Consider the following 25,816-nt stretch of genomic DNA (forward strand, 5'->3'; position numbering starts at 1 on the left):
AAAATAGCGTCTATTTCCAATTTAGGTTCTTAGCAACAGAATTACAATTGCTCTCAAACAACAAACCCCAGCCTTATATTTCAAAGGCTAGGCTTATCAAATGGTCAACACATTTGCTTACACTATTTATTCTTATCATTAATTTCTTCGAAATCAGCATCAACAACATTATCACTCTTTACATCTGTTTCGGTGTCAGTTGCCGCTTTCGAAGCTTCATACATGGCTTGTCCAAGCTTCATGCTAACTTCCGCTAATTTTTGCATTTTTGCCGTTATATCTTCAATATCGATACCATCAAGTGAAGACTTTAAATCAGATATCGCAGTTTCAATTTGGCCTTTATCTTCAGTTGATACTTTATCACCATATTCATTTAGCGACTTTTCTGTTGAATGAACAAGAGCCTCTGCCTGATTTCTAATCTCAACACCTTCACGGCGCTTTTTGTCCTCGGCTGCATGCTTTTCTGCATCTTCTACCATTTTTTCGATATCAGCGTCACTTAAACCACCTGATGCTTGAATACGAATCTGATGTTCTTTACCTGTTCCTTTATCCTTAGCGGAAACATTTACAATACCATTCGCATCAATATCAAAAGTAACTTCAATCTGTGGTATACCACGCGGCGCAGGCGGAATGCCAACAAGATCGAATTGAGCAAGCAACTTGTTATCATTAGCCATTTCACGCTCACCTTGGAAAACACGAATAGTTACAGCATTCTGATTATCATCAGCTGTTGAAAAAACTTGTGATTTTTTAGTAGGGATAGTTGTATTACGCTCAATGAGGCGAGTAAAGACACCACCTAAAGTTTCAATACCCAAAGACAAAGGCGTTACATCTAAAAGCAAAACATCTTTCACATCGCCCTGTAATACCCCCCCTTGGATAGCGGCGCCCATCGCCACAACTTCATCGGGATTAACACCTTTGTGCGGATCTTTGCCAAAGAAACTTTGCACAACTTCTTGGATCTTAGGCATACGAGTCATACCCCCGACCAAAACAACTTCATCAATCTCGCCAGCACTTAACCCCGCATCTTTTAATGCTGCTTTACAAGGTTTGATAGTACGCTGAACCAAATCATCAACTAAAGACTCAAACTTTGCCCGAGTTAATTTCATCGTTAAATGCTTAGGACCAGATTGATCTGCTGTGATAAATGGCAAATTAACCTCTGTCTGTTGTGAAGAAGAAAGCTCTATCTTTGCTTTTTCCGCTGCTTCCTTCAAACGCTGCAGCGCCAGTTTGTCATTTTTCAGATCGATACCTTGCTCTTTCTTAAATTCATCTGCAAAATAACTGACCAAGCGCATATCAAAGTCTTCACCACCTAAAAAGGTATCTCCATTGGTTGACTTCACTTCAAAAACGCCATCTCCAATTTCCAGTACAGAAATATCAAACGTACCACCCCCAAGATCGTAAACAGCTATAGTTTTGCCACCTTTTTTATCCAAACCATAAGCTAAAGCAGCAGCTGTTGGCTCATTGATGATCCGCAAAACCTCAAGCCCAGCAATTTTACCAGCATCTTTAGTAGCTTGACGTTGTGCATCGTTAAAATAAGCAGGAACAGTGATAACTGCTTGCTCAACCTTCTCACCAAGATAAGACTCAGCGGTTTCTTTCATTTTTTGTAAAATCATAGCTGAAATTTGTGATGGAGAATATTTCTTACCAGCTTCTTCAACCCACGCATCGCCATTATCACCTTTAACAATTTTATAAGGAACAAGGGCTTTATCTTTTTCAACCATGGGATCATCAAATCGGCGCCCAATTAAACGCTTAACTGCAAAAACCGTTCCCTCAGGATTAGTAACTGCTTGCCGCTTAGCAGGCTGCCCCACAAGCCGCTCACCTCCATCAGTAAAGGCAACAACAGAAGGTGTTGTGCGTGCTCCTTCTGAATTTTCAATAACCTTTGCATTAGCGCCATCCATGACAGCTATACAAGAATTTGTTGTCCCCAAATCAATACCAATTACTTTTGCCATATTATAATCTCCATCCAGCAAACTGTCTCAACCTTTATAAAGCATCTTTCTAAGACAGCTCCTTATCACACTAAAAGCCTGCATTTAATTTCAAATTATACAACATAATAAACTGAGAATCGCCACAAGCTTTATTGCTTGGTATATAAGAACAGGCTCTTATACCTACAAGAGAATAATGAGAGAAACATTTCTAAAATAAAATTTTTCTTTACAATTAATGATTACACTTGTGCACTAACATCACTTTATACTGAGGTACAAACACTATACCATATCTTTTTTTGTGATTTTCATAAACATAAAAATATTATTTCATGTGAAAATTAAAACAAACAAAGATAACAACAATGAATCTTTCTTGATTCCTTTATTGCCAATAATTCTATATAATATTTGCAAAATAACTTTAAGAATTCATTTAGGCATAAAAAAACTTATCTCATAAATATTGAAACCATCATTAGTATCAAAATTGACCATAATAATCATAATGTAATTAATAAATTTATACGTTCCTAGCTATACACTAAAATGAATATAATTCGAATGGTTCTTTCTTTTATTTTGAATAAAAATTCTGCTAAACATAAATTAGATAAGGGATGTTTATAAAAAATATCTAGTTCAGGAGGATCAATCAATGACAACATTTTTTATAAAGAGAATTAAAATTTTTATATATAAAAGTCTTGCTTACACACAATATCTACTCAAAAAAGCGACTACAAATACTGTGTTAGCTTGTATCTTTGCTTTCATATCTCAACCTGCAATTGCGCATCAGTACCAACTTGGTAATATCGAAATCATTCATCCTTGGATACGTGCAATACCCAACGGTATAAAAGTTGGCAGTGGTTATCTCCATATCATTAATCATGGCAATACTCCAGACCGTTTAATTTCAATTTCAACGAAAGGAGTGCAAGCAACAGAAATTCATTCCATGACTGTCGTTAACGATATTATGAAAATGGAAAAAATACACAATGGCATTGAAATTCCAGGTAATGGCGAAATCAAACTTAAGCCTGGTGGTGACCACATCATGTTCACGGGACTTTCACAGCCATTCAAACCAGGTGACAAAATCAGCGCAAAACTCACATTCGAGAAAGCTGGCACTATTGATATTGATTTTTACGTAAATGCTACAATAGAAGGATCAAATCCTAAATCAGTCCCTTCTCAATAAATTCTGTAATCAATATCCTAACACTGGAAGCGTGAAAAAACTGCACGCTTCTTGATTTTTCTAACATTGTAGAACATAACATAAACAAATAAAAAGATTTATTCCCTCTCTAGATTATGCTCAAGCAATTTCAGGAATACGTAAAATTTGTCCAGGATAAATTTTATCAGGTGATTTTAACATCGGCTTATTGGCTTCAAAAATAAATGTATTCTTATCACCAAACCCTTTACCATAAACTTCTTCAGCAATTTTCCAAAGATTATCACCAGATTTCACTTCATAAAAACGAGAAGCTTTTGTAGACGCAGTATCTTCAATATTTAACTGAGCAACATCAACAGAAGAAATACCTTGCGAATTACTAACAATCAAAATTGCTTTTTCAAATGTTTCCCTATCTTTAACTTCACCACTTAGAAAAGCTTTACCATTTTCAACTCGAATATTCACTTTTTCTGCACCAAGCTGAAACTTATCAAATGCAGCTTTAAAATCTTTTTCCTCTAAATCATTATCTCCAATACCAATCCTTTCACCAACTGTTTTAACAAAATTAAAAAATCCCATTATGGTTTCCTTTCGTACAGTTTATACTCATACATCACCATGCTATCTTCTTTGCTCTTAAAACAGATAAGCGTATTTTCTAAACTTCAACGATCAAAAATAAATTTGTGCATTTCTTGGGCATAAACAACAGTAAGCGTTGATAAAACACCTTTAATAAAAATTTTGTTTAAACGGAGGGATCTTAATGCACACAAAAGCATTATAAAATTACAAAAACAAGATAGCTTTTACTATGAAGGCGAAAGGTTTTTTACTCTGTAATAATTTGTATCATATTTGTTTTGCAAAAAAAATGTGAACTCCCATATAAATAGCGTAGGCGATTTGCTGCCATAGCAATAGAAAGGTCTAAGTAACCATGAAGGATAATTCAACAATCACCCAAACGATTGTACTTGTTGATGATGACCGCAATATTTTAACATCCTTATCTTTTGCTCTTGAAACAGAAGGATATCGGGTTGAAAGCTATACAGACGGAGCATCTGCACTCAAAGGTTTAACATTGCATCCCCCACATTTAGCTATTTTTGATATTAAAATGCCTCGAATGGATGGTATGGAACTTTTACGCCGACTGCGTCAAAAATCAGATGTTCCAGTTATTTTTCTTACCTCTAAGGATGATGAAATTGATGAGCTGTTTGGTCTCAAAATGGGAGCTGACGATTTTATTACCAAACCTTTCTCTCAACGTCTTCTCATTGAGAGAGTAAAAGCTATTTTGCGTCGTTCAAATGCTCGTAACCAACCACTTGCAACAGGAGCATCACCTGCTTCCTCCCTTAAACGTGGAGATCTTGTGATAGATCAAGAACGTCATACCTGTACATGGAAAGATAAACCTGTTATCCTTACCGTCACGGAGTTTTTGATTCTTCAAACTTTAGCACAGCGACCAGGAGTTGTGAAAAGTCGTGATGCTTTGATGGATGCTGCTTATAGTGATCAAGTTTATGTAGATGATCGCACCATTGATAGTCACATTAAACGTCTACGTAAGAAATTTAAACAGGTGGATGATGATTTTGCAATGATTGAAACGCTTTACGGTGTAGGTTACCGTTTCCACGAAGTGTAAGTCATTTTATCGCAAAAATCTAAACGGTGATCAAACTAGTAATGAAAAACATTTAACTTAAAGATCTGCTGGAAAAAGCACCAAGTACTATATCTTAAATATGGTTTTCTATGCTTGCTAATTTGCATTTTCGGGCGCAACGCCTACTAAGACAATTGTTTTTTTCCAGTCTTACGCGCCGTATTGTCATTTTAAATCTTGCTGCTCTTGGCATTTTGGTTACAGGTATTTTGTATCTTAATCAGTTTCGTGATGGTTTAATTGAAGCAAAAATAGAAAGTCTTCGCACACAAGGAAAGATTATTGCTGGAGCCATCGCCGCCTCTGCAACAATTGATACAGACTCTATTCTCGTGGATCCTCAAAAACTTTTAGAATTACAAGCTGGAGAAAGCATTACACCCGCGCCCCAATCAACTGATTCTTGGGATTTTCCTATTAATCCAGAACAAATTGCTCCACTCCTGCGGCGTCTTATTACACCAAAAACAACAAGAGCACGTATATATGATCGTGATGCTACTTTACTTCTTGATTCGCGTGTTCTTTATTCCAGTGGTGAAGTTTTCATCTATGATCTACCCCCCATTAAAGCTGAACAAAGCCTCTGGGAACGTCTCTATTGGTGGTTTTCAAATGCACTCTACAAAAATAGCATTGCCCCTAATAAAAAGAAAGCAAAAAGCAACGATATTGCTCATCCAGAAGTTTACCGAGCATTAAATGGATATCTTACAACCGCCAAACGACGCAATCGGCAAGGTCAATTAATAGTTTCTGTTGCTGTACCTGTTCAACGCTATCGTGCAGTGGTGGGTGCTCTTCTTTTGACAACCATTGGTTCAGACATTGACAACATTGTGAAGGGTGAAAGATTGGTCATTTTCAAGGCCTTTGTCGTTGTCGGTAGCGTGCTTCTGGTACTTTCCCTATTTTTAGCTCACACAATTGCTCATCCACTGAGCAAATTATCTGCATCGGCTAACCGTGTTCGCCATGGCAACAATAAGCGTGTAGAAATTCCTGATTTTTCTACACGCGAAGATGAAATTGGCCATCTTTCAACTTCTATCCGTGATATGACCAATGCACTTTATATGCGCATAGAAGCCATTGAACGCTTCGCTGCTGATGTAAGTCACGAATTAAAAAATCCGCTTACTTCACTACGCAGTGCAGTTGAAACACTCCCATTGACTAAAAATGAAAAAGCGCAGACACAATTATTTAAAATTATTCAACATGATGTACATCGTCTTGACCGTTTGATTACTGATATTGCTGATGCCTCACGACTAGATGCAGAACTTGCTCGCGAAACTGCACAACTTGTTGATATGCAATTACTTCTAGAAAATCTTGTTCATGCTATGCGTGAAGTATACCGTAATACAAAAAACGCTAATATAAACCTTAATATTATTCCACGCCCACATGAAAAAAACTATCTTGTGTTGGGGCATGAATTACGTTTAGGTCAAGTGATTTCCAATATTATTGAATTCCAATATTATTGAAAATGCACGCTCTTTCATTTCCAATGATAGTGGTGAAATTTGCATAACTATGAAAAGCGATGATTCGACCCTTATCTTAATCATTGAAGACAATGGACCTGGTATTCGTTCAGAAAATATTGAGCGTATTTTTGAACGTTTCTATACAGATCGACCAAACGAAGATGCATTTGGACAAAATTCAGGACTCGGACTGTCTATCAGTAAACAAATCATAGAAGCTCACAATGGAACGATTACAGCTGAAAATATTGTTGATACCGTAATTAAAAATGGTCAAACTGGTGCACGATTTATTATCATTCTCCCCTTCGCTAACTAACCTCTTAATCCAAAGCAAAAAGCATGACAACAAAACACGAAATGCTTCATGCAAATTGCCTCAAACTTGGAGGCAAAGGACTGTTAATTTTAGGTCCATCAGGATCAGGAAAATCAACTCTGACCCTTTCTTTGCTAGACCGTGCTGAATGGTCGCGACGTGAAGCAAAACTTATAAGTGATGACTATACAATGCTTTGTGTAGAAAATGAAAAACTTTATGGCTACACTCCAGAAGGTTTGCAGGGCGGTATTGAGATTCGCGGTGTTGGCCTGTACACAATAGAATGTGAAAAACGAACAACTATCGACTGCGTTATTTTGCTTGGTCCTGAATATGACCGCTTTCCCACAAATCAAACTTTTAAATTTGCGAATTTGCATATTCCCCTTTTAAAACTACCAAGTCTTCTGGAAGCAGATTGTACAGCCATTTGTCAAGCAATTGAAGCATTCTTTTTTAGAAAAATATGGCTCAAATCTGTCTAATTTTTTCAAAATAGAAAAAAATCATTATTTTTGCCTTTTTTTTGAAAATTTTCCTTGGCAGTACAGTAAAGCCTTGTAGAATAATCTTTCTGCTATATGATCAAATTCTTATTAACTTATTAATGGGAGTATTTGTAAAATGATTGGAATCGTGCTTGTAACGCACGGTAGGTTGGCTGTTGAGTTTTTACATGCTGTAGAACATGTTGTTGGAACGCAAGAAAAATTCGCAACAATATGCATTTATCCTGATGATGACATAGATCAGCGCCGAGGTGATATTATAGCTGCAGTTTCATCCACAAATACAAACCATGGCGTAATCATATTAACAGATGTGTTCGGTGGAACACCATCAAATATGGCGATTTCTGTTATTAAAAAAGGGCATATTGAAATGATTGCAGGCGTTAATCTGCCCATGCTTATTAAATTGATTTCCATCCGAAAGTGCCCTGATATCTCGCTATCAGAAGCCTTAAAAATAGCACAAGAAGCAGGACGAAAATATATTAATGTTACAAGTATGCTTTTAGCAGATAGTTAATACCGATGCTTTCTCAAAAAACTATCCCGAATGTATTGAGTCGACATCTAAATATCTGTAATAAACGTGGATTGCATGCACGTGCTTCTGCAAAATTTGTACAAATTGTTGACAGTTTTAATGCCATTGTTGAAGTCGAGAGAAATGGAAAAATCGTTGGTGGCTCATCAATAATGGGACTTATGATGTTAGCTGCTTCATCCGGTTGCAATGTCACTATCCATGTTTCAGGACCAGAAGCAATCGATGCTCTCAATGCCCTTGAGGAACTCATAAATAATAAATTTGGAGAGGAAAATTAAGGAATCTTGCCCCAAAAGGCTATCATTCACCCTTACGAAATAAAGAGAAAACTCTTCTTACAATCATTTTAATTGGTTTTTTTATTTTTTCTTAGCAAGATCAGGCTAATATTCATTATTAATGCAAATATTTGCATCATTATTACTACCACACAGATATAAAGGTTTACAATAGCAGTAATAATATATGCATTAGTCTCATTTTTACACGATTCAACCAATTTGAATACTTTTTAATCACGATAATTATTATCACACTCAATATCAATGATTCAATATTTGTAAATCTCATTTAAGAGAATATAAAATTATGCTTATAATCAAAAATCTATTAATTTTCTTATTATAGACTATTAATGATTTTAATAACTGGGAAAACAAGTGATCAATATTGTTATGGTAAAATTTTCACGTAAATATAGCGCTTTTTGCATGTATACGACCACCTAGTCTTAAATAGCTCAGTTTTGTAGATTAAGTTTATAGCTTTTGTAAATATTAATAGCTACTTTTTAGCCATTCTTTGTCCGTATTACTGCCTTCTCTCTAGTAAATCGGTTCCGTTTACTAATTAATCCACCAATGCAACTATGGAACCACCTTTCAACCATAAGGAGGTATCATGCCACGTTTGTTTAGTGCTCTTCAAATTCCCCAAAACATAACGAAAAAACTCGTGTCGTTGCAAAACGGCTTGCCAAAAGCACAATGGATCAACCCACGAAATTTTCACATTACTTTGTCTTTTTTTGGTGAAATTGAAGATTCTACAGCAAGGAAGCTTATGCATGCTTTTGACACAATAAAGCTTCCCCCTTTTACATTACATACTCACGACTTTGAAATTTTTGGTTCAAAAGATGCTCCTCATTCTCTCATTATTCGCATTAAATTTTGTGAAATCCTTAACCTTTTACAAAAACAGATGCAATATATTCAGAACTACTTAAGATTGACTCCGGATAAAAGACCATTCACTCCACATATAACTATCGCACGATTACTTGATATCAAACCTAATGATCTATCTACTTATCTATCTTCTCGGAGTAATTTTTTACTTCCCCCTTTTGAAATCAACCATTTTGTGTTATTTTTATCACCATCCCCTATGAACGATAATCCTTATATTGTAAAAGGAAGTTGGGCACTAAAAGCATAAAAGAGAATTTTAATACCATTTGTAGCATTTCCCTAAGAAGATACTTCAAAACATGAGATTACGCGCAATGCCTTGTTTTTGCACTGAGCGTATTATTACTGATGTGTTTGTGATGTATCAGACTCGATAGAAGCTTCCTTCGCTCCTCCTTTAGCTACACCAACTATCGCAGGACGTAAAACACGTTCACCGATAATATAACCTGCCTGAACAACTTGCTGGACAGTATTATCCGGAACATCAGCATTAGGAATTTCAAACATAGCTTGATGAAAGTGAGGATCAAATTTTTGCCCTTCTGGATGAATTTTTTTTACGCCATGACGCTCTAACGCTGCTATCATTGCACGCTCGGTCATTTCAACACCTTCAGCTAATGTTTTTAAACCAGCATCGCTTTCTCGAGCACCTTCTGGAATAGCCTCCAAAGCACGATTTAGGTTATCAGAAACAGATAACATATCGCGTGCAAAATTGGCAATAGAATAAGCTTTTGCGTCAGCCACATCACGCGCAGTACGACGCCGCAAATTTTCCATATCTGCAGCAAGGCGTAAAATCTGATCTCTCAGTTCTTTATTTTCATCTTGTAAAGTAACCAATGAATCAGTAGCGCTCTCTTCCTCTTTAACATCTGCATGAGCTTCTTCTTTATGCATTTTTAAAAATTCATCTGCATCTTGTATAAAAGCATCACGATCAGCAGAATCCTCTAAATCGCAATTTTCAAATGAAGTATCAGTAAATTTGTTTTTTTCATCAGACATAAAAACTCCATTCCTTCATAAGATTTGTTATCATCGATATCGAAATTTTACAGACAAAAATCAAGAGATATTTTCATATCTTAACACAATGTGCATTTGCAATAAAAGTACTCTATTGTTATGAATTATTTTGGCGCAATCTATCGCAACAGCTGCGATACGAGTTGAGCCGTATAATCAACCATAGGAACAATCCTTGCATAATTAAGCCGTTTTGGACCAATAACCCCTAAAGCACCAATGACTCTTTGCTGTGAATCACAATAAGGAGCCACAACCAAAGAAGAACCAGAAAGCGAGAACAATTTATTTTCTGAACCAATAAAAATACGAACCCCTGAACCTGAATCTGCTAAATCAAGCAACTGCGCCATACTTTCACGAGTTTCAAGATCATCGAACAAATGCCTTAAACGTTCTAAATCTTCTTCTGCCTTTACATCTTCAAGCAGATTACTCCGACCACGAACAATAAGGTGTATTTTATGATTAGCATCTTCTCCTCCCCAAAGAGCTAATCCAGTCTCAACAAGACGATGAGATAAATGATCAAGAGCAGCCCGCGTTTCTGAGCACAAACGTGCAATTTCTTCTTTAGCTTCACTTAATGTACGTCCCTGAATATGGGCATTAAGAAAATTTGTCGCCTCTGCTAATTGTGCATGGGTAACACCTTCCGGTAAACGAACAATACGATTTTCAACTTCACCCTGTTGTGTTACTAAAACTGCAAGAGCATGCTCTCCATCAAGTCGTACAAACTCAATATGTTTTAAAGTTCCTTCATGTTTCGTTGCTAAAACTAACCCTGCTCCACGCGAAAGATCTGAAAGAACTTGACTAGCTTGAACAAGAAAATGTTCAATTGATTGTGCATGACCTGCTTCTTTAACTTGAGTTTCAATACTTTCGCGCTCCTCAATTGGCAAATCACCTGCTTCCATAAATGCATCAACAAAAAACCGTAAACCTGATTGCGTCGGCATTCTCCCTGCAGATACATGAGGTGCATAAATTAAACCAAGATGTTCGAGATCACTCATAACATTACGAACCGTTGCAGGTGATAATGCTTTTTGCAAAAGTCGCGAAAGATTTCTTGAGCCCACAGGCTCACCATCATTAAGGTAAGCTTCAACGATATGACGAAAAACATCACGTGAACGTTCATCAAGGCATTTTAGTTCATCATCAATAGACTTATGCTTCATCACAATTGTTTCACTACTTAAAAACACTTTCTTCTTATATAAGTTTTGCTAAGGATCTGGTCAAATAGTATAAAGCAATACAGAAGAATATCACATACTGATTATAAAAAATACTATCATCAAAAAAAGGCATTTCTATGCATTTTTCAATTATTATCCTCGTTGAATACAAGAAAGCTCATTTAAATAAACTATCAACGAATAAACGGGAAGATAATACCTTGTAAAATATAGCAAGACTCATATCATGTGATCATTTAATCCAGTTTTAAACACAGTAAATAGCTATCCCCTTCATTTCTGGAGAGATATATATGAGAAGTATAGCAATTAAAAAACTTATAATTGCCACACATAATGCTAATAAATTGCATGAAATTACCACATTGATCGCTCCCTTTGGTTTAATAATACAATCAGCACAAGAACTTGGTTTGTGTGAACCTGAGGAAACAGGAACAACATTTGAAGAAAATGCTTATATTAAAGCTTTTGCAGCTGCAAAAAATGCAGGACTTCCTGCTCTCTCTGATGATTCTGGAATGGAAATAGATGCTTTAGGCGGCGCACCAGGTGTTTATACAGCTGATTGGGCGACTCAATCTGATGGAACACGTGATTTCATAAAAGCTATGCAAAAAATAGAAGATGAACTTCAAAAAATCGGAGCCCATGAAAAAAAACAACGAAAAATGCGATTTATATCAGTCATCTGCATCGCGTGGCCAGATGGTTATGCTGATTATTTCCATGGCAGTGTTGAAGGTACTTTCGTTTGGCCTCCACGTGGAAATAAAGGTTTTGGCTTTGATCCGATTTTTTTACCAGATGGATATGAAAATACCTTTGGTGAAATGTCAACAGAGCAAAAACACGGATGGAAACTCAATGATAAAACACCCCTCTCGCATCGTGCGCGTGCCTTCAAGCTTTTATCAGAAAACCTGTTGGCTCTCTCATGAATAAACCCTTTGGCGTTTACATTCATTGGCCATTTTGTACTGCAAAATGTCCCTATTGCGACTTTAATTCACATGTTCGCGCTAATGGAATTGATCAACAACGTTTTGCTGCTGCCTTTGAACGCGAAATAGAAACACAGTACCACAAAATAGGCCCACGTCATATTACGAGTATTTTTATTGGCGGCGGAACTCCTTCCCTTATGACACCTAAAACGGTTGATGCCTTGCTGCAAACGATTGCAAGAAAGTGGACAGTTGATGATAAAGCTGAAATCACACTAGAAGCAAACCCATCCAGTGTGGAAGCTGACCGTTTTCGCGGATACCGTGCAGCAGGAGTTAATCGCTTATCTTTAGGTGTGCAAGCGCTCAATGATAAAGCACTGCGACAACTTGGCCGTCTCCATGATGTAAAACAGGCTCTTCATGCCATTGCTTTAGCGCGGAAAATCTTTCCACGTTTGTCCTTTGATTTAATTTATGCCCGCCCCGAACAAACACTCAAACAATGGGAATGTGAACTTTCTCAAGCTATTGATTTAGCAGCAGACCATCTTTCTCTTTACCAACTAACTATCGAAGAAGGTACTGCTTTTCAACGACTGCATAACGCAGGAAGGCTTGTTCTTCCTACATCAGATCTCGCAGCAGATCTTTATCATCTCACTCAAGAAATAACCACCATAAACGGGCTTCCAGCATATGAGATATCAAACCATGCAGCTCTTGGTGCCGAATCAGCTCATAATCTTCTTTACTGGCGTTATCATGAATATGCAGGTTTTGGCCCAGGAGCACATGGACGCTTTATCAGACAATCACCGAATGATTTTTCTCACTTTTCAAAAGCATCTTCATCTCAAATTGAGAACAGTGAACGCTTTGTCACAATAAATGAAAAATACCCTGAAAAGTGGCTCGAGTTGGTAGAAACTACAGGACATGGTTGTATCGAAATAGAACAATTAACCAAAGTGCAACAAGCAAATGAAATGCTGCTTATGGGGCTACGCCTTTCAGAAGGTTTGGATATTGCACGCTATGAAACTTTAAGCCCCAGCTTACCAATAGAAAAACTAATCAATTTACAACAACAAGGATTGATAGAAATGGCAGGAAACCAGCGCTTAAAAATCACGACAACAGGACGTATCCTTCTTGACTACATCATCAGCCAATTAGCAAACTAAAACCTCCATAACCGTAACTTGCTATCAAAATGCAATTCCTTTTCTATGCAAAAAAGTCAAGAATAAACCGCTCATAAATAGAAGTGAGAATTTCCATTGCATCAAGAGCCACACACTCATCAACCATGTGCATAGTTTGCCCCGGTAAACCAAATTCAACTACGGGGCAATAATCCTTAATAAACCGTGCATCTGAAGTACCACCTGAAGTTGAGCACTCAGGTATATTTCCTGTTACACTTTTAATAGCATTTGACAAAGTTTTAATGAGCTTGTCATTTTTAGTTATAAAAACGTTCCCTAAACTTTGTAGCCATTCAAGCTGATAGTATGGTAATTGAGTGCAATTATTGTCTGATTGCACTGCAGCAAGCCGTTTCTCAATTTCTACAATGAGTGTTTCTTTTGTCCAAAGATCATTGTAGCGTATATTAAAATGGATTTTTGTCTGCTCCGGAATAACATTCACCGTAGGATTACCTGTATCAATGGCCGTTAATTCCAAATTGCTTGGCTGAAAGTTCTTTGTTCCATTATCCAAAGGAGTTTGTATCAATGCTTGGATAAGCTTGCTTGCTAAAGGTAATGGATTAGCAGCACGTTCAGGAAAAGCGACATGACCTTGGCAACCTTTAACCGTAATGATACCAGAAAGTGATCCTCGACGACCAATCTTTATTACATCACCAACAGTTTTTACACTTGTTGGTTCTCCCACAAGAGCTGCAGTCCATTTTTCACCTTTCTGCTCTGCCCATTTCAAAAGTTTTATTGTACCATTGACAGCCGGACCTTCTTCATCACCAGTAATCAAAAAACTTATCATTCCTTTAATGGTTTGTCTCTCAAGGATTCTAGCTAGGGCTGCAATAAAACACGCGATCCCGCCCTTCATATCAACGGCACCTCGCCCGTATAATTTTCCTTGATCTATCACACCTGCAAAGGGAGGATATTTCCAATTTTTTAGCTCACCTGGTGGAACCACATCAATATGACCAGCAAACATAAGATGCGGACCCTTTTTCCCCATTTTTGCGTAAAGATTCTCAACATCTTTTGTATTTTTATCCCTAAAAACTGGACGCTCAACACTCAATTCCATCTTTCTTAGAAAGTGTTCCAAAGCTGATAAAGCACCCGCTTCATGGGGTGTAATAGAAGGACAACGAATAAGCGCCTGTAATAAATGAACAGGATCTGTAAGATCAGGCATAAAAGCACTTCCAATTTAAACTAAAAATTATCGAAAGTTATTACGCTGAATTACAAAAAAGATAAAGAAAAAACATTGAAGACACTCAGCAACAAAGTAGGGGAAGACAATCGTGCTGAGGCTTCAATGGCTTCCCTACTACGTAAAAAAGCAAAGGTATAACAAAATACTAAGTAAAAAGTTCCATAGAATATTGCATCTATTCGAGTTTTTTCATACCTTTAATTTATATGAATGAAAATTAATCGCATGAAGCATATGGCCATTTTCCTTCAACCAAGCACGATAAATTTTACTGTTAAAACACAATTTTTCACAAATAGCCCAAAATTGTGGTCCATGATTCATTTCAATAAGATGAGATACCTCATGCGCGACAACATACTCAATAATCTCTTTTGGTGCCATAACAAGGCGCCAAGAGAAGGAAAGCCGTCCATCTATTGAACAAGATCCCCAGATACTTTTGGTATCTTTATAGTAAATTGATTTTACTTTACGCTCTACTTTATCTGCATAATACGCCACCAACGGCGCTATAATAAATGCAGCATGTTTTTTTAAAACATCAGCAACACGCCTTGGTAAATATTCTAATTGACCATAAACGATAATTTCAGGCTCCTGTCCCGTATTACCTGTAATAATTTTAGACACCCCACGCCCTTCTCGATGCCTGATAGTATGCGCAATACCTAATATGGGAATCGTTGTACCCTCTTTAATATAAACATTTTGGGAAGAAGATTGTATACGTGCAAGGCGTGCCTCAATCCATGATCGGTGTTTTTCTATAAAATTATGGACTAAACAGATATTTATAGCCGGTGGTGTTGTTAAACAAATTCCCTGACCTCCTGCATCAATACGTAATATCAAACGACGTGCACGCCTATTTTCTCGCACTTGTATAGGCACAACCTTATCAGAAAAACTGAAGTACTGTTCATAAAGAGTCATGCATTATAATCTTCATTACTAATGGCTTTGATCCTTTTCTGCATTAATCCGATCAATTAATGACCTCAACACTGTTTCAATACAATCTAAATCTTGCGGACGTGAAAACCGGTGATCTGCATCACGAACCAGCGTTAATGTCACATCATTTAAGGGTAAATGATCAAGTAAAGTTAACGTATGTTGATAGGGTATATCTTTATCTTCCATCCCTTGAAGAATATGAATCGGGCACTTAACATCAATACATCCTTTCATAACGCAGTTATCCCGTCCATCTTCAATCAATGCCTTTGTAAAGGGCATTGGCTTCACATCACCAACCTTAGACCGTTCAATGTATCCTTTTTCTTCCAAAATTTTCCATTCTGCAGAGCTTAATGTTGATTCTACTAATGTTTTTGTAAAATCAGGAGCCGGTGCAATTAAAACCATGCCAGCAAGAATTTTACTTTTTTGTGCTAACATCATAGCAAGCTTCAAAGCAATCCACCCACCCATAGAAGAACCAATCAAAATTTGTGGTCCTTCACAATAAGTTTCAAAAACTGCTAAACTTTCCTTAACCCAACGTGAAATCGTTCCTTGAAAAAAATCACCTCCTGACTCTCCATGACCAGAATAATCAAAACGTAAACAGGATAAGCCATTTTTTTGGGCAAAAATATCAACCATCATTGCCTTGCTACCTAACATATCGGATCGATAACCAGAAAGCCACACCAAACCAAGAGAGCCATTACCTTTGCGATGACGTACTGCAAGAGCTATATCTTTATACGAAAAAAATTGACAAGAAATGTTTTGATCCACTGCTATTGTCCTTTCACAGAGCATTTATACCTATATACCTAACGTGATGTATAAAGAAAAATTTCTATCCTCCAAATTAAACTTAAAAGTAATAAATCAAATCATGAAAAAAGCATGAATTTTAGTTGTTTTTTTGTGTATAATTGTATATTAAGGACATTATAGATGAATCAAATTGAGGAGCATAAACCATTCGCAGACCTTTTAAAATGACACCTACCCAGAAAGATGGGCCACGTTCAAATCATGATATTCGAGTTCCTTGTATTCAGCTTATCAATGATGAGGGACAGCATCAGGGGATTGTTGCGACGCAAGAAGCACTTGCTATGGCTGCGAATGTTGGTCTTGATTTGGTTGAGATTGTACCAAATGCAGAGCCGCCTGTATGTAAAATTATCGATTTAGGTAAGCTGAAATATCAAACTCAAAAAAAAGCTGCTGAAACGCGCAAAAAGCAAAAAGTTATCGAAATCAAAGAGATTAAGATGCGCCCAAATGTTGATGTTCATGATTATGAAGTCAAACTTAAAGCCATCCATCGCTTTATTGATAATGGTGATAAAGTGAAGGTCACTTTACGTTTTCGTGGTCGTGAGATGGCACATCAAGATCTTGGATTAAAGCTTCTTCAGCGAGTTAAAGAAGACACAAGTGGTATTGCTAAAATTGAATCTGAGCCAAAATTCGAAGGTCGTCAGGTAATGATGGTGATAGCTCCTAAATAAGTCTTTATGTGGAGTTCTTTATTGAACGCAATGTACAGGGCCGTACAGCTTATCCGAAGTGGCGTGGAGATATGATTTGGAAGCATTATATGTAATCTGCATGGTGCTTTTAGAAGCGGTAATCGGTTTGTGCAAACTTCTCTATAAAAAAACATTCTCTTATAAAAGATGTCTTTGATAATGGATATTTCAATCTTGCATAAACAATGATAAAGTGTAAGCACGTTTCATGGGCAAAAAACAAATTTCCTCTTTTGATAAACATCTTATCATTCGTCTTTTGCGAGAAAATTTTTATAAACATGTGCATTGGTACAGTGCAGCTATTTTCTCAATGATCATAATTTCCTGCACGACCGCAGCCAGCGCATGGATTATACGCGACGTCGTCAATTATATCATTGATGCAAAAAATTTTAGTATGATTGTTTTAGTTTCTAGCATCATCGCTTTCATGTTTATTCTTAAAGGAATTTCAACTTTTGCCCAAACTTATTTTCTAAGCAAAGCAGGCAACAGTATTGTTGCTGAACAACAGCGTAAAATTTATGCGCGCCTTATGGAACAAGGAGTATCCTTTTACCAAAATAACGCCTCGTCTGATCTTCTTGTCCGCGTAACCCATAATGCCACCGCAGCTCGCAATATTATTGATACTATTATCACAACTTTTGTACGTGATTTACTCTCTGTTAGTGGTCTGTTGCTTGTCATGTTCATTCAAAATTTTGTACTAATTACTATTACTTTAATAATCGGTCCACTGGCTTTTTTAGGAGTTCAAATGGCTTTAAAACGCGTGCGCAGCCTTGTAGAAAAAGAACTTCTGTCACTCGGTGAAATTATCAAAATTGTACAGGAAAGTACTGTTGGTATTTTAGTTATCAAAGCTTTTTCATTAGAAAAATTGATGAAACAACGCATGAATAAAGCTATTTCTGACGTTGAACAAAAAGCAAACAGCATTGCAACACTTGAGGCCATCACAAGTCCGATTATGGAAACACTTGCTGGCATTACCATTGCAGGTATTATATGCTTTTCCGGTTATCTTGCAAACCAACGATCAGGTGTTCAGGGAGAATTGATGTCCTTTATTGTCGCCTTGCTTCTGGTTTATGAACCCGCAAAAAGACTTGCAAATGTACGCGTCAAAATTGAATCTGGCTTGGTTAACATCCGAACGATGTTCGAAATACTCGATCGTCCCCTTACAGTTATAGAACATGAAAATGCTAAAGATTTGAATAAAACTAAAGGACCAATTCGTTTCGAAAATGTTTCTTTCGCATATACAGATGACAAAATGGTGTTGAAGGACATAAATTTCGAAATAGAGCCAGGAAAGATGACAGCTCTGGTCGGTCCATCAGGTTCTGGGAAATCAACAATTATCAACCTTATTATGCGCCTTTACGACCCTACACAGGGACGCATATTGATTAATAATCAAGATATCCGTTACATTACATTCAGCTCTCTTCGAAACCTTATGGCTTATGTAGGACAAGATACTTTTCTCTTTCAAGGAACCATAAAATATAATATCGGACTTGGTAAAGAAGGTGCCAGCGATGAAGAAATTATAGAAGCAGCAAAAACAGCAAATGTTCATAATTTCATTATGGGTTTGCCAAACGGTTACGATACACAAATAGGTGACAATGGCAATAATCTCTCAGGTGGACAAAAACAACGGATTGCTATTGCCAGAGCAATACTTCATGACAGCGAAATATTAATTCTTGATGAAGCAACAAGCGCTTTGGATTCACAAACCGAAACACAAATTAGTGAAGCGCTCCACCACCTCACTAAAGGGAGAACAACTATCACAATCGCCCATCGCTTTTCAACAATTGCTCACGCTCATAAAATCATTGTAATACAAGACGGACAATTCATTGAACAAGGTACCCAAGAAGAATTGCTCACAAGAAAAAATAGCGTTTACAAAAATCTGCATAATATCCAATTCAAAAACAAAAATCCTAAGCATCTTGATATTAAAAACTGAAATTCTCAGTAATCTTTTTCATAAAATAAACCAAGACTGAAATTCTTTTCATTCCCTATAGCGCCTTTCGCTTTTAAATCACGTGAAATATCTAAGTTAATTGTTCCCTTTGTTGTTCCATCTGATCCTGCTTCAAATCCTAAATAAATGTTATTGTGTATATATCTTCCAATACGTAATCCTGTATTACCTTTTTCATCAAAGATAACATCAAGATCATCAAGACCGATTTTGGTTCGCAAAGTATTCAACAAAGATGTATTAGAAGCTCCTGCAAGATCAGCAGCAACTGCTGCAAGCTGAGCAATCTGAAATGGTGATAATTCGTTAAGAGAGCGATTAAAAACCAAGCGCGCCAAAACTTCATCCTGCGGCAAACTAGGTTGTGAAGAAAAATTAATATCAAGGTTATCAATAGTTCCACTTACAGTTACAGTAATACGAATATCACCACTATTTTTGTTAGATATAAAATAAACAGTTGGATTAAGATTACCGCTAAAACTCGCTTGTCCCTGATCAAAATTAAGACGCTGTGAAAGAATATCAAAACGTCCACGAATCATCTGAAACTCACCAACCGGATGTACATCATTCAATGACCCTGTCAGGTTAATGCGCCCTCCCAACTCAGTATCTAGACCTCTTCCACGCACAAAAAATTGATTGCGCGCAGTAATCATCATATTTAACTGTACAACAGATGAAGATTTTTGGGAAATTTCACTTTGTTGATTGTTATTTTTAACATCAGCCCGTTCAAGCGTTTTTTGGATTGATTTTGTTAAATTTCTATTTTTGATATTAAGAAATTCCGTATTTTGAAAATGGTCTGAGACAAAAACTTCAGCTTTTTCAACTGTTACATCACCACCGATAACAAGATCACCTAAGAGATAACCAGTCACCGTCATTTTGCCTGACAACGTTGTAAAAATCATAGAGCCATCATTATAATTAGCATGATCAAGCTCCATAACTAAATCTGTCTGTAGATTATTTTTAATATAACCTGAAGCAACAATAGATCCTTTACCAGATGAAGCAGCAGAAGCATTCTCTACAAGAATACGATCGCCATCCAACTTGCCTTCAACAGCTATATTGTATAATGAAAAATTTGTCTTTGAATCGAAAAAATTGCCATTAATAATAGAAAAATGTCCGACCAACTGTGGTTGAGATAATGCACCATTTAAAGAAGCATCAACTCTTGCTATACCCGTTACGTGCGCACCACGCTCAGCTAAAAATGGATCAAGAAAAGCAAGGGGTATTGTCCCTTTAATATTTAATTTAGCTCCTGAATCACTTAAAGAAATAGGCCCACTTATGGATAGATCCAATTCCTTAGATCCAATTGCTCCAATACGCTCGATATGAAATGTCGATTTTTCATAAGAACCGCGAGCATTTATATTTATTGGCGTAAATCCTTTATGCGTTGTAACAGTCAAGTTTTGACTAGAAAGATCAAAATGAATAGAAGGATCTTTTAATGTTCCCCCAATATCAACCTTGCCCATCACCATTCCTTCAAGTGCTTGTTTCTCTATAAAACTGTTGGCTAGATACGCAGGTAAATTTTGTAAATTTATATGCAAATCTAGCTTATTTTTATCCAAAGACACTGTTCCCTGTGCTTGCGCTTGTATCCCCTCTCCCGTTAAATCTGCATTCAAAGCAAGAATATTATCTACTGTTTTACCTTTAGAAGAAAGCATAAGAGGCATTATTTTTTTATCTTGAAGAGAAACAGTTGTCAGCCCCTCACCTTTTATATCATAGATTATATTAGGCTTTTTAAAATTCCCATGAATCATAACCTGCCCTGTTAAAGTACCAGAAGCTCCTAGAGTTGGTTTCAACAGATTTGCTAAAGCAACAGGAAAAGCATTCATTGCAATATGCAAATTCATATCATCATAAAAATTACCAGAAAGAACAATATCGCCTCCATTAACTGCAACCCCTAATTCATTGACCACCACACCATCGTTATCAAAAACAATCGTTGTTGGTTTAAGTAATGCTGCATGAAAAGTCGATTGTGTCACATCTATGGTTTCAATTTGCATTTCTCGTTTTATGTTTGCTGGAAGCCCCATCGTTATCACACGTCCAGAAAACTGTGCATTTATATTATTATGCAACATCGTTTGAGCAGTAAAAACTGTTTGCCCATTGTTACAATTGGCATCAACATTCAAATGATTAACTGTTATAAAAGGGGTTTGAATACTCTCTGCATCAATAGAACCTTCAAATTGTGTCATGCCGAAAGGATCAAATATATCAGCTTCTACTATCAACTTTTTAATTTTATTTTTTGCAATACTTAAATGATCAACATGCGCTTTCAGATTTGCTTTTTGTCTGCCATTTTGTTCATCAAAAATGAAATCTCCTTTTATTTTTCCACTACCTTCATGCAAAAATAATGCAGCAAGCACTGCAATATCATCAGAATCAATATGCAAAGCTCCTTTAACAAAACCTTCAAATGTTTGAGAAAGATCACCAGTTATTCTTGCATTTCCTCCTATAACATTAATATCTTTAAGCTCTCGAATTTGATTGGAATCTCTAAAAGAAGCAGCTAAATATAATGGTTTCTGAGCAAAAATTCCTTCCCCTTTTATAGAACCAGTTAAATAAGTAGAGACAGGCGATGTATTATCCATGAGTGTATTAATAGTAAATCTTGCGTTCTGAAGTTTCTTTCCCACCAGAAATGCTTCAACAACATGAGCCCGCGTATTAAATGTTATACGATTATTGTATCCTCTAGCTACACTCTGGACTGTAAGCGCACCACTCATCTTAGGATCTAATATAGCTAAGTTAGATATTTGAGCAGACAAATCCATCTTAGCACTCTCATTTGAAAAATATCCCTCAGCCTTTATACTTGCATATTGATTTTTCAAATCTAAACGGCGCAAAATTAAGCCCTTTGTGTTCCAAGCGACACCGCCTGAAAGAATAAAATGTCCTTTAAATAAAGGATCAAAAGATTTCACACCCGTTTTTATATTGTCGGACATACCTGATATGTCTAAATCAAAACTATTCTTAACTAAATCAATAGTTCCTCTAGTTTTTATATCAGCGCTACCGGAAAATAATTGTCCACTCAACAAACTCAAAGGAGCTAATGTTTGTGCTTTTAAACCAAGATTACCCTGAAAAACAAAACGGTTCATTTTTCCTTTTAACCAAGCAGAAAAACCCTTAGCCGTAATACTAAAATCATGAATTAAAATTGGTTTTTTAGAAACAATATCCGTATCTAAATGTACATGAATTGTTTGGTTTACATCTTCTGTCAACGCATCTTGAATTTTTGTAGTTCCCCGAAGCGTTCCATTAACCTGTATACCGACATGACGAGAAGATACATTATCAAGATTTTCGCTTATTCCCCCCATATCAAAAATTACATCGCGAATATGAGCATGTTCATTACGCAAATTATTTATAACAAGCTGCCCTTTCCAGAATTTTTGTCCTTTACGACCATAATCAATAATCAAAGCAAGATTATCCATATATATTGGTGCTTTTAATGTAGATAAGTGAACAGACTCTTTATTAAAAGCTATTTTTCCATCAACAAAAAGCCGCCGTAAAAATCCATCTTCTGCTATTTCAGCATTGGTTACGATATTCATCGCTTTATTCTGAATAGCCATGTTATCTAGGTAAATAACGCCTTCTTTTGTTATCCTAGCCTCTGCTTCCAATGTTACATCAGATTCAAAAAGGCTATAATATTGAGGAGACATCAAAACACCAAGTGTGCCCACCAATCTAGTAGAAAGACTGTATCCTTCTGAAATATTTAAAAGAGTAACATCGCCGTTTAAAACAACATGCTGATCAGCCGTCAAATAAATCTTGACAAGCAAATCATCAAAAATCCCATCACCGTTAATAGCAAGATTTAATGCAGGACGTTTTTCGATGTTTAGAATATTAGCTAAAATGCCATTTTGTGGTTCATTAACAGAAACATTAATTTTTGCTGTACGGCTTCTATTAGATATCTGCGTTAATATAGAAAAATGACCCGATGCGTCTAAACGATGAGCCTCTATATCAGCTTCAAAATTGCCATTGGCTAATACTATGGATCCTTTTAAAGATACATCAGCAGAAAAACCGAAAAAATCCTGTTCAAGGACTACATGCTTAGCTATAATTGTGTTGATAGAAACAGCTACAGGCAATTTTGGCAAAGAAAATTTTTTCTCTTCAAGAGAAGCAATAAGAGAACAGCTATGCGGTTTACGTAAAAACGTAATCTGTTCAGCGACGAGTCTATCAATCTCTAAATGCCCCCTAAATAACATTAAGCGATTCCAGTCCATTTTAGCATTGGTAATTTTAAGCCAAACACCTTTTTTGTCGCTAACAGTAATAGCACCAATTGACATTTGAGAAGACAATGTTCCCTGCATATTATGCAACCGAACTTGATGATTAGGAGCTGAAAGCCTGCGTTCAATGAAAGATACAAACCACGAATTATCATCCATTGCTGCTTCTATAGAAGATGAAACACCTTTCTGTACAACAAAAGGAGTGCTAACCAGAAAAAGAAAAAATCCAAATAAAAAAATACACAAATATACTGTTTTTTTCATTAGAATGCCTGCCCTATACCCACGTAAAAACCAATGCGAGGATCTCCTTGCTCTGGCTTAAGGGGAAACGCTAAGTCAATACGCAGAGGACCAAGACCTGTCATATAACGACCTCCAATACCAGCTCCCCATTTCATTTGTTGTGAAAAATCAAAATGCGCTTTTTTTCCGACAAGACCTCCATCAATAAAGCTTACGAAACCTAGCTTATCATTCAAAGAAAAACGTAACTCTGCCGATCCTTCAACAAGCAAATGCCCACCAATAACAGCATCATTTTCTGTTTTTATACCAATGTTACGATAAGAATAACCACGAACAGATCCACCACCACCAGCAAAAAAAAGTATATCCGAAGGCACTCGATCTGCATTGCTTCCAACAATTGCACCAAGCTTTGCTCGTGCAGCAAAAACAAAACGATTTTCTTTATCTAATACCCAATAGGAACGGCCTTCCACAGCCATCTTTGCCAAGAAATTGTTAAAGCGCATTTCATAAAAAGGTTCAAAAATAGCTTCACCATATAAACCTTTTGTTGCATCGAACTTATTATCACGGGAATCATAAATTAAACCACTAGGCAACCCAATTGTCGTGAAATTACGGCTGCCAAAATAGACATCACGTGAATAACCATTAGAAATTTCTACAGCAAGCTGTCCCGACAAATCACCATTGAAGATATGTGTAATACCTAATTTCCCTTTTATGGCTTTTGTCATGTAATTATCTAAAACATCTTGCTGCACTTTTAGCTCTGCTCTAAAATCTGTATCTGGAGTAAATATACCAGGTTTTATAAATGTACTTCCGAAAAGATAATCAAAATTTTTGAAATTATACGGCTGCTCCCTATTGCTACCAACACCGCTTATCTTGGTCTCAATTTTAAGACGTTCTGCGTGACCAAAAAGATTTTTATGTATCCAATAAGCTTCAAAACCTGCACCATCCAATGTTGAATAACTGCCACCAGCACCAAAACGCCGCGGTTGACGCTCTTCTAAAACAAGCGTAAGTGGTAAATTGTCATCAGAGTTAATTATATCAGCTTCACGCAAATTCACAGCGCGAAAAACATCAAGTCGTGCGAGTCTTTCGTTAGCCTTAACTAATGCGTCAGAATCGTATTTCTGCCCTAGCTTCAACCCTGTCATCCATCTAACATAGGATGAATCCATCCGTGGTTTCTTACTTACATTATGCACATTCAAAGGACCGTAGTAAGCTTTTTTCCCAAGATCGATCATAATTTGTGCATTAACGAGGCGCGCGGCATGATCAGCGATTACTTCACGCTTAATAATTTTGGCTTTGGCATAACCTTGTTTACGCCACCCTTCAATAGCCCATCTTTCTGCTTTCAAAATTGTTTCAGATTTAGCAACAGCCCCTACCTTATAACCCAAATCTTCTATTGAAGGCATTTTATTCATTTTACATTTTGCGAATGGAGCAACTTTATTTATATGTGCAACTCCAAAAACATACTGAGGGCCAGCGTCAACTGTAATGACAATACTGGATCGAGATGGCAACTGTGTTACGGGACTCAAATCAGCAACTTCTAAACCATTAATTTGAATACTAACAACACCACCGTATCGCCCATCAGCATAAAGGGCGGCAAGAATTGCTCGATAATCTGAACGCGCTCTAGCCAATAAACCAGAAGCACTTGATAATGCTTTACTTTGATCAGAGACAAGAGAAGATACAGACTTAACTATCTTAACACCATCCGACGGTGCTCCCGGTGGTGCAACAACCTCAACTTTATAAAACTTTTCTGTGCTATTAACACTATCTGAAGAATAGGTTCTCTTTTGTCCAAAAATGGGAATACCAAAAAGCTCAAAAGCAGCAAGCGGCTGTGAAACAACAAAAACCAGGCATAAACCTACAAACACACTCCGCATGATCCCTGATTTTAATAAAACTCCTGTCTGAAATGCCATAAAATCAGATACCTTTAGTACACTTTACACAACTTTTTTATCAATAACATCAAACAAGAATAATAAATATACCGACTCTAGATATTTCACATGTTTAACCACATCAAATAACATTCTCTGCTTAGCATTTATAACGC

The 25,816-nt window shown here is 36.7% G+C and carries 19 protein-coding genes and 1 pseudogene; 11 read left to right on the plus strand and 9 right to left on the minus strand.

The features are described 5' to 3' along the window. Positions 1-122: 122 nt before the first annotated feature. The gene (dnaK, locus tag V3565_RS03135; protein ID WP_455477766.1) at positions 123-2,012 is read right to left on the minus strand and encodes a molecular chaperone DnaK; all 1,890 of its coding nucleotides are present in this window, start codon (positions 2,010-2,012) and stop codon (positions 123-125) included. A gap of 643 nt (positions 2,013-2,655) precedes the next feature. Between dnaK and V3565_RS03140 the strand changes: the two genes are divergently transcribed. Beyond that, positions 2,656-3,210, plus strand: a complete 555-nt coding sequence (locus tag V3565_RS03140) for a copper chaperone PCu(A)C (protein ID WP_455477767.1) — start codon at positions 2,656-2,658, stop codon at positions 3,208-3,210. A gap of 120 nt (positions 3,211-3,330) precedes the next feature. On the opposite strand, the gene lysM is transcribed toward V3565_RS03140, so the two are convergent. Then, positions 3,331-3,780, minus strand: a complete 450-nt coding sequence (gene lysM, locus V3565_RS03145) for a peptidoglycan-binding protein LysM (protein WP_455477768.1) — start codon at positions 3,778-3,780, stop codon at positions 3,331-3,333. Between the two features lie 361 nt (positions 3,781-4,141). Here lysM and V3565_RS03150 point away from each other — a divergent pair, with 361 nt between their 5' ends. The 6 genes and pseudogenes from V3565_RS03150 (at position 4,142) to thpR (ending at position 9,202) form a co-directional block, all read left to right on the plus strand. Continuing rightward, positions 4,142-4,864, plus strand: coding sequence for a response regulator transcription factor (locus V3565_RS03150; RefSeq protein ID WP_455477769.1), 723 nt, complete (start codon positions 4,142-4,144; stop codon positions 4,862-4,864). 104 nt (positions 4,865-4,968) lie between these two features. Next, a pseudogene (locus V3565_RS03155) lies at positions 4,969-6,703 on the plus strand (stimulus-sensing domain-containing protein); the annotation flags it as partial. A 23-nt stretch (positions 6,704-6,726) separates the two neighbouring features. After that, a complete protein-coding gene (locus tag V3565_RS03160) occupies positions 6,727-7,191 on the plus strand; it encodes an HPr kinase/phosphatase C-terminal domain-containing protein (RefSeq protein WP_455477770.1) in 465 nt (154 codons plus the stop codon). 139 nt (positions 7,192-7,330) lie between these two features. Continuing rightward, positions 7,331-7,738, plus strand: a complete 408-nt coding sequence (locus V3565_RS03165; RefSeq protein WP_455477771.1) for a PTS sugar transporter subunit IIA — start codon at positions 7,331-7,333, stop codon at positions 7,736-7,738. A 5-nt stretch (positions 7,739-7,743) separates the two neighbouring features. Then, positions 7,744-8,040 (plus strand): HPr family phosphocarrier protein, encoded by a 297-nt coding sequence (locus V3565_RS03170; protein WP_455477772.1) that lies wholly within the window; start codon positions 7,744-7,746, stop codon positions 8,038-8,040. Between the two features lie 622 nt (positions 8,041-8,662). Next, the gene (gene thpR, locus V3565_RS03175) at positions 8,663-9,202 is read left to right on the plus strand and encodes an RNA 2',3'-cyclic phosphodiesterase (protein ID WP_455477773.1); all 540 of its coding nucleotides are present in this window, start codon (positions 8,663-8,665) and stop codon (positions 9,200-9,202) included. 95 nt (positions 9,203-9,297) lie between these two features. Here the strand turns inward: thpR and grpE are convergent, their stop codons facing one another. Continuing rightward, complete coding sequence (gene grpE, locus V3565_RS03180; protein WP_455477774.1) at positions 9,298-9,969, minus strand: nucleotide exchange factor GrpE; 672 nt, start codon at positions 9,967-9,969, stop codon at positions 9,298-9,300. Positions 9,970-10,109: 140 nt separating this feature from the next. Further along, entirely contained in the window at positions 10,110-11,180 is a 1,071-nt protein-coding gene (gene hrcA, locus V3565_RS03185) for a heat-inducible transcriptional repressor HrcA (RefSeq protein ID WP_455477775.1), read from the minus strand. Between the two features lie 314 nt (positions 11,181-11,494). On the opposite strand from hrcA, the gene rdgB reads away from it, so the two are divergent. Further along, positions 11,495-12,142 (plus strand): RdgB/HAM1 family non-canonical purine NTP pyrophosphatase, encoded by a 648-nt coding sequence (gene rdgB / locus V3565_RS03190; RefSeq protein WP_455477776.1) that lies wholly within the window; start codon positions 11,495-11,497, stop codon positions 12,140-12,142. Next, on the plus strand, positions 12,139-13,335 hold the full coding sequence (hemW, locus tag V3565_RS03195; RefSeq protein ID WP_455477777.1) for a radical SAM family heme chaperone HemW: 1,197 nt from the start codon (positions 12,139-12,141) through the stop codon (positions 13,333-13,335). The genes rdgB and hemW overlap by 4 nt, the downstream gene beginning before the upstream one ends. A gap of 43 nt (positions 13,336-13,378) precedes the next feature. Here hemW and dapE read toward each other — a convergent pair whose 3' ends face one another. From dapE to V3565_RS03210, 3 genes are all read right to left on the minus strand, one after another. After that, positions 13,379-14,551, minus strand: coding sequence for a succinyl-diaminopimelate desuccinylase (gene dapE / locus V3565_RS03200; protein WP_455477778.1), 1,173 nt, complete (start codon positions 14,549-14,551; stop codon positions 13,379-13,381). A gap of 213 nt (positions 14,552-14,764) precedes the next feature. Beyond that, positions 14,765-15,511: a M48 family metallopeptidase gene (locus tag V3565_RS03205; protein ID WP_455477779.1), complete on the minus strand. Its 747-nt coding sequence runs from the start codon at positions 15,509-15,511 to the stop codon at positions 14,765-14,767. An 18-nt stretch (positions 15,512-15,529) separates the two neighbouring features. Next, entirely contained in the window at positions 15,530-16,324 is a 795-nt protein-coding gene (locus V3565_RS03210) for an alpha/beta hydrolase (RefSeq protein WP_455478856.1), read from the minus strand. A gap of 209 nt (positions 16,325-16,533) precedes the next feature. On the opposite strand from V3565_RS03210, the gene infC reads away from it, so the two are divergent. Beyond that, the gene (gene infC / locus V3565_RS03215; RefSeq protein WP_455477780.1) at positions 16,534-17,052 is read left to right on the plus strand and encodes a translation initiation factor IF-3; all 519 of its coding nucleotides are present in this window, start codon (positions 16,534-16,536) and stop codon (positions 17,050-17,052) included. A gap of 229 nt (positions 17,053-17,281) precedes the next feature. Then, positions 17,282-19,069: an ABC transporter ATP-binding protein gene (locus V3565_RS03220; RefSeq protein ID WP_455477781.1), complete on the plus strand. Its 1,788-nt coding sequence runs from the start codon at positions 17,282-17,284 to the stop codon at positions 19,067-19,069. A gap of 5 nt (positions 19,070-19,074) precedes the next feature. Here the strand turns inward: V3565_RS03220 and V3565_RS03225 are convergent, their stop codons facing one another. Both V3565_RS03225 and V3565_RS03230 read right to left on the minus strand, forming a co-directional pair. Then, entirely contained in the window at positions 19,075-23,718 is a 4,644-nt protein-coding gene (locus tag V3565_RS03225) for a translocation/assembly module TamB domain-containing protein (protein WP_455477782.1), read from the minus strand. Further along, a complete protein-coding gene (locus V3565_RS03230; protein WP_455477783.1) occupies positions 23,718-25,679 on the minus strand; it encodes an autotransporter assembly complex protein TamA in 1,962 nt (653 codons plus the stop codon). The genes V3565_RS03225 and V3565_RS03230 overlap by 1 nt, the downstream gene beginning before the upstream one ends. Positions 25,680-25,816: the final 137 nt, after the last annotated feature.

This window comes from Bartonella sp. B10, from assembly GCF_053794435.1.

What these genes read in the sequence shown, in the direction of transcription:
- V3565_RS03230 (WP_455477783.1), bottom strand. Translation starts at nt 25,679, where the DNA reads ATGGCATTTCAGACAGGAGTTTTATTAAAATCAGGGATCATGCGGAGT.
- thpR (WP_455477773.1), top strand. Translation starts at nt 8,663, where the DNA reads ATGCCACGTTTGTTTAGTGCTCTTCAAATTCCCCAAAACATAACGAAA.
- lysM (WP_455477768.1), bottom strand. Translation starts at nt 3,780, where the DNA reads ATGGGATTTTTTAATTTTGTTAAAACAGTTGGTGAAAGGATTGGTATT.
- V3565_RS03205 (WP_455477779.1), bottom strand. Translation starts at nt 15,511, where the DNA reads ATGACTCTTTATGAACAGTACTTCAGTTTTTCTGATAAGGTTGTGCCT.
- V3565_RS03140 (WP_455477767.1), top strand. Translation starts at nt 2,656, where the DNA reads ATGACAACATTTTTTATAAAGAGAATTAAAATTTTTATATATAAAAGT.
- hrcA (WP_455477775.1), bottom strand. Translation starts at nt 11,180, where the DNA reads ATGAAGCATAAGTCTATTGATGATGAACTAAAATGCCTTGATGAACGT.
- dapE (WP_455477778.1), bottom strand. Translation starts at nt 14,551, where the DNA reads ATGCCTGATCTTACAGATCCTGTTCATTTATTACAGGCGCTTATTCGT.
- V3565_RS03165 (WP_455477771.1), top strand. Translation starts at nt 7,331, where the DNA reads ATGATTGGAATCGTGCTTGTAACGCACGGTAGGTTGGCTGTTGAGTTT.
- grpE (WP_455477774.1), bottom strand. Translation starts at nt 9,969, where the DNA reads ATGTCTGATGAAAAAAACAAATTTACTGATACTTCATTTGAAAATTGC.
- V3565_RS03170 (WP_455477772.1), top strand. Translation starts at nt 7,744, where the DNA reads ATGCTTTCTCAAAAAACTATCCCGAATGTATTGAGTCGACATCTAAAT.
- infC (WP_455477780.1), top strand. Translation starts at nt 16,534, where the DNA reads ATGACACCTACCCAGAAAGATGGGCCACGTTCAAATCATGATATTCGA.
- rdgB (WP_455477776.1), top strand. Translation starts at nt 11,495, where the DNA reads ATGAGAAGTATAGCAATTAAAAAACTTATAATTGCCACACATAATGCT.
- hemW (WP_455477777.1), top strand. Translation starts at nt 12,139, where the DNA reads ATGAATAAACCCTTTGGCGTTTACATTCATTGGCCATTTTGTACTGCA.
- V3565_RS03150 (WP_455477769.1), top strand. Translation starts at nt 4,142, where the DNA reads ATGAAGGATAATTCAACAATCACCCAAACGATTGTACTTGTTGATGAT.
- V3565_RS03220 (WP_455477781.1), top strand. Translation starts at nt 17,282, where the DNA reads ATGGGCAAAAAACAAATTTCCTCTTTTGATAAACATCTTATCATTCGT.
- V3565_RS03225 (WP_455477782.1), bottom strand. Translation starts at nt 23,718, where the DNA reads ATGAAAAAAACAGTATATTTGTGTATTTTTTTATTTGGATTTTTTCTT.
- V3565_RS03160 (WP_455477770.1), top strand. Translation starts at nt 6,727, where the DNA reads ATGACAACAAAACACGAAATGCTTCATGCAAATTGCCTCAAACTTGGA.
- dnaK (WP_455477766.1), bottom strand. Translation starts at nt 2,012, where the DNA reads ATGGCAAAAGTAATTGGTATTGATTTGGGGACAACAAATTCTTGTATA.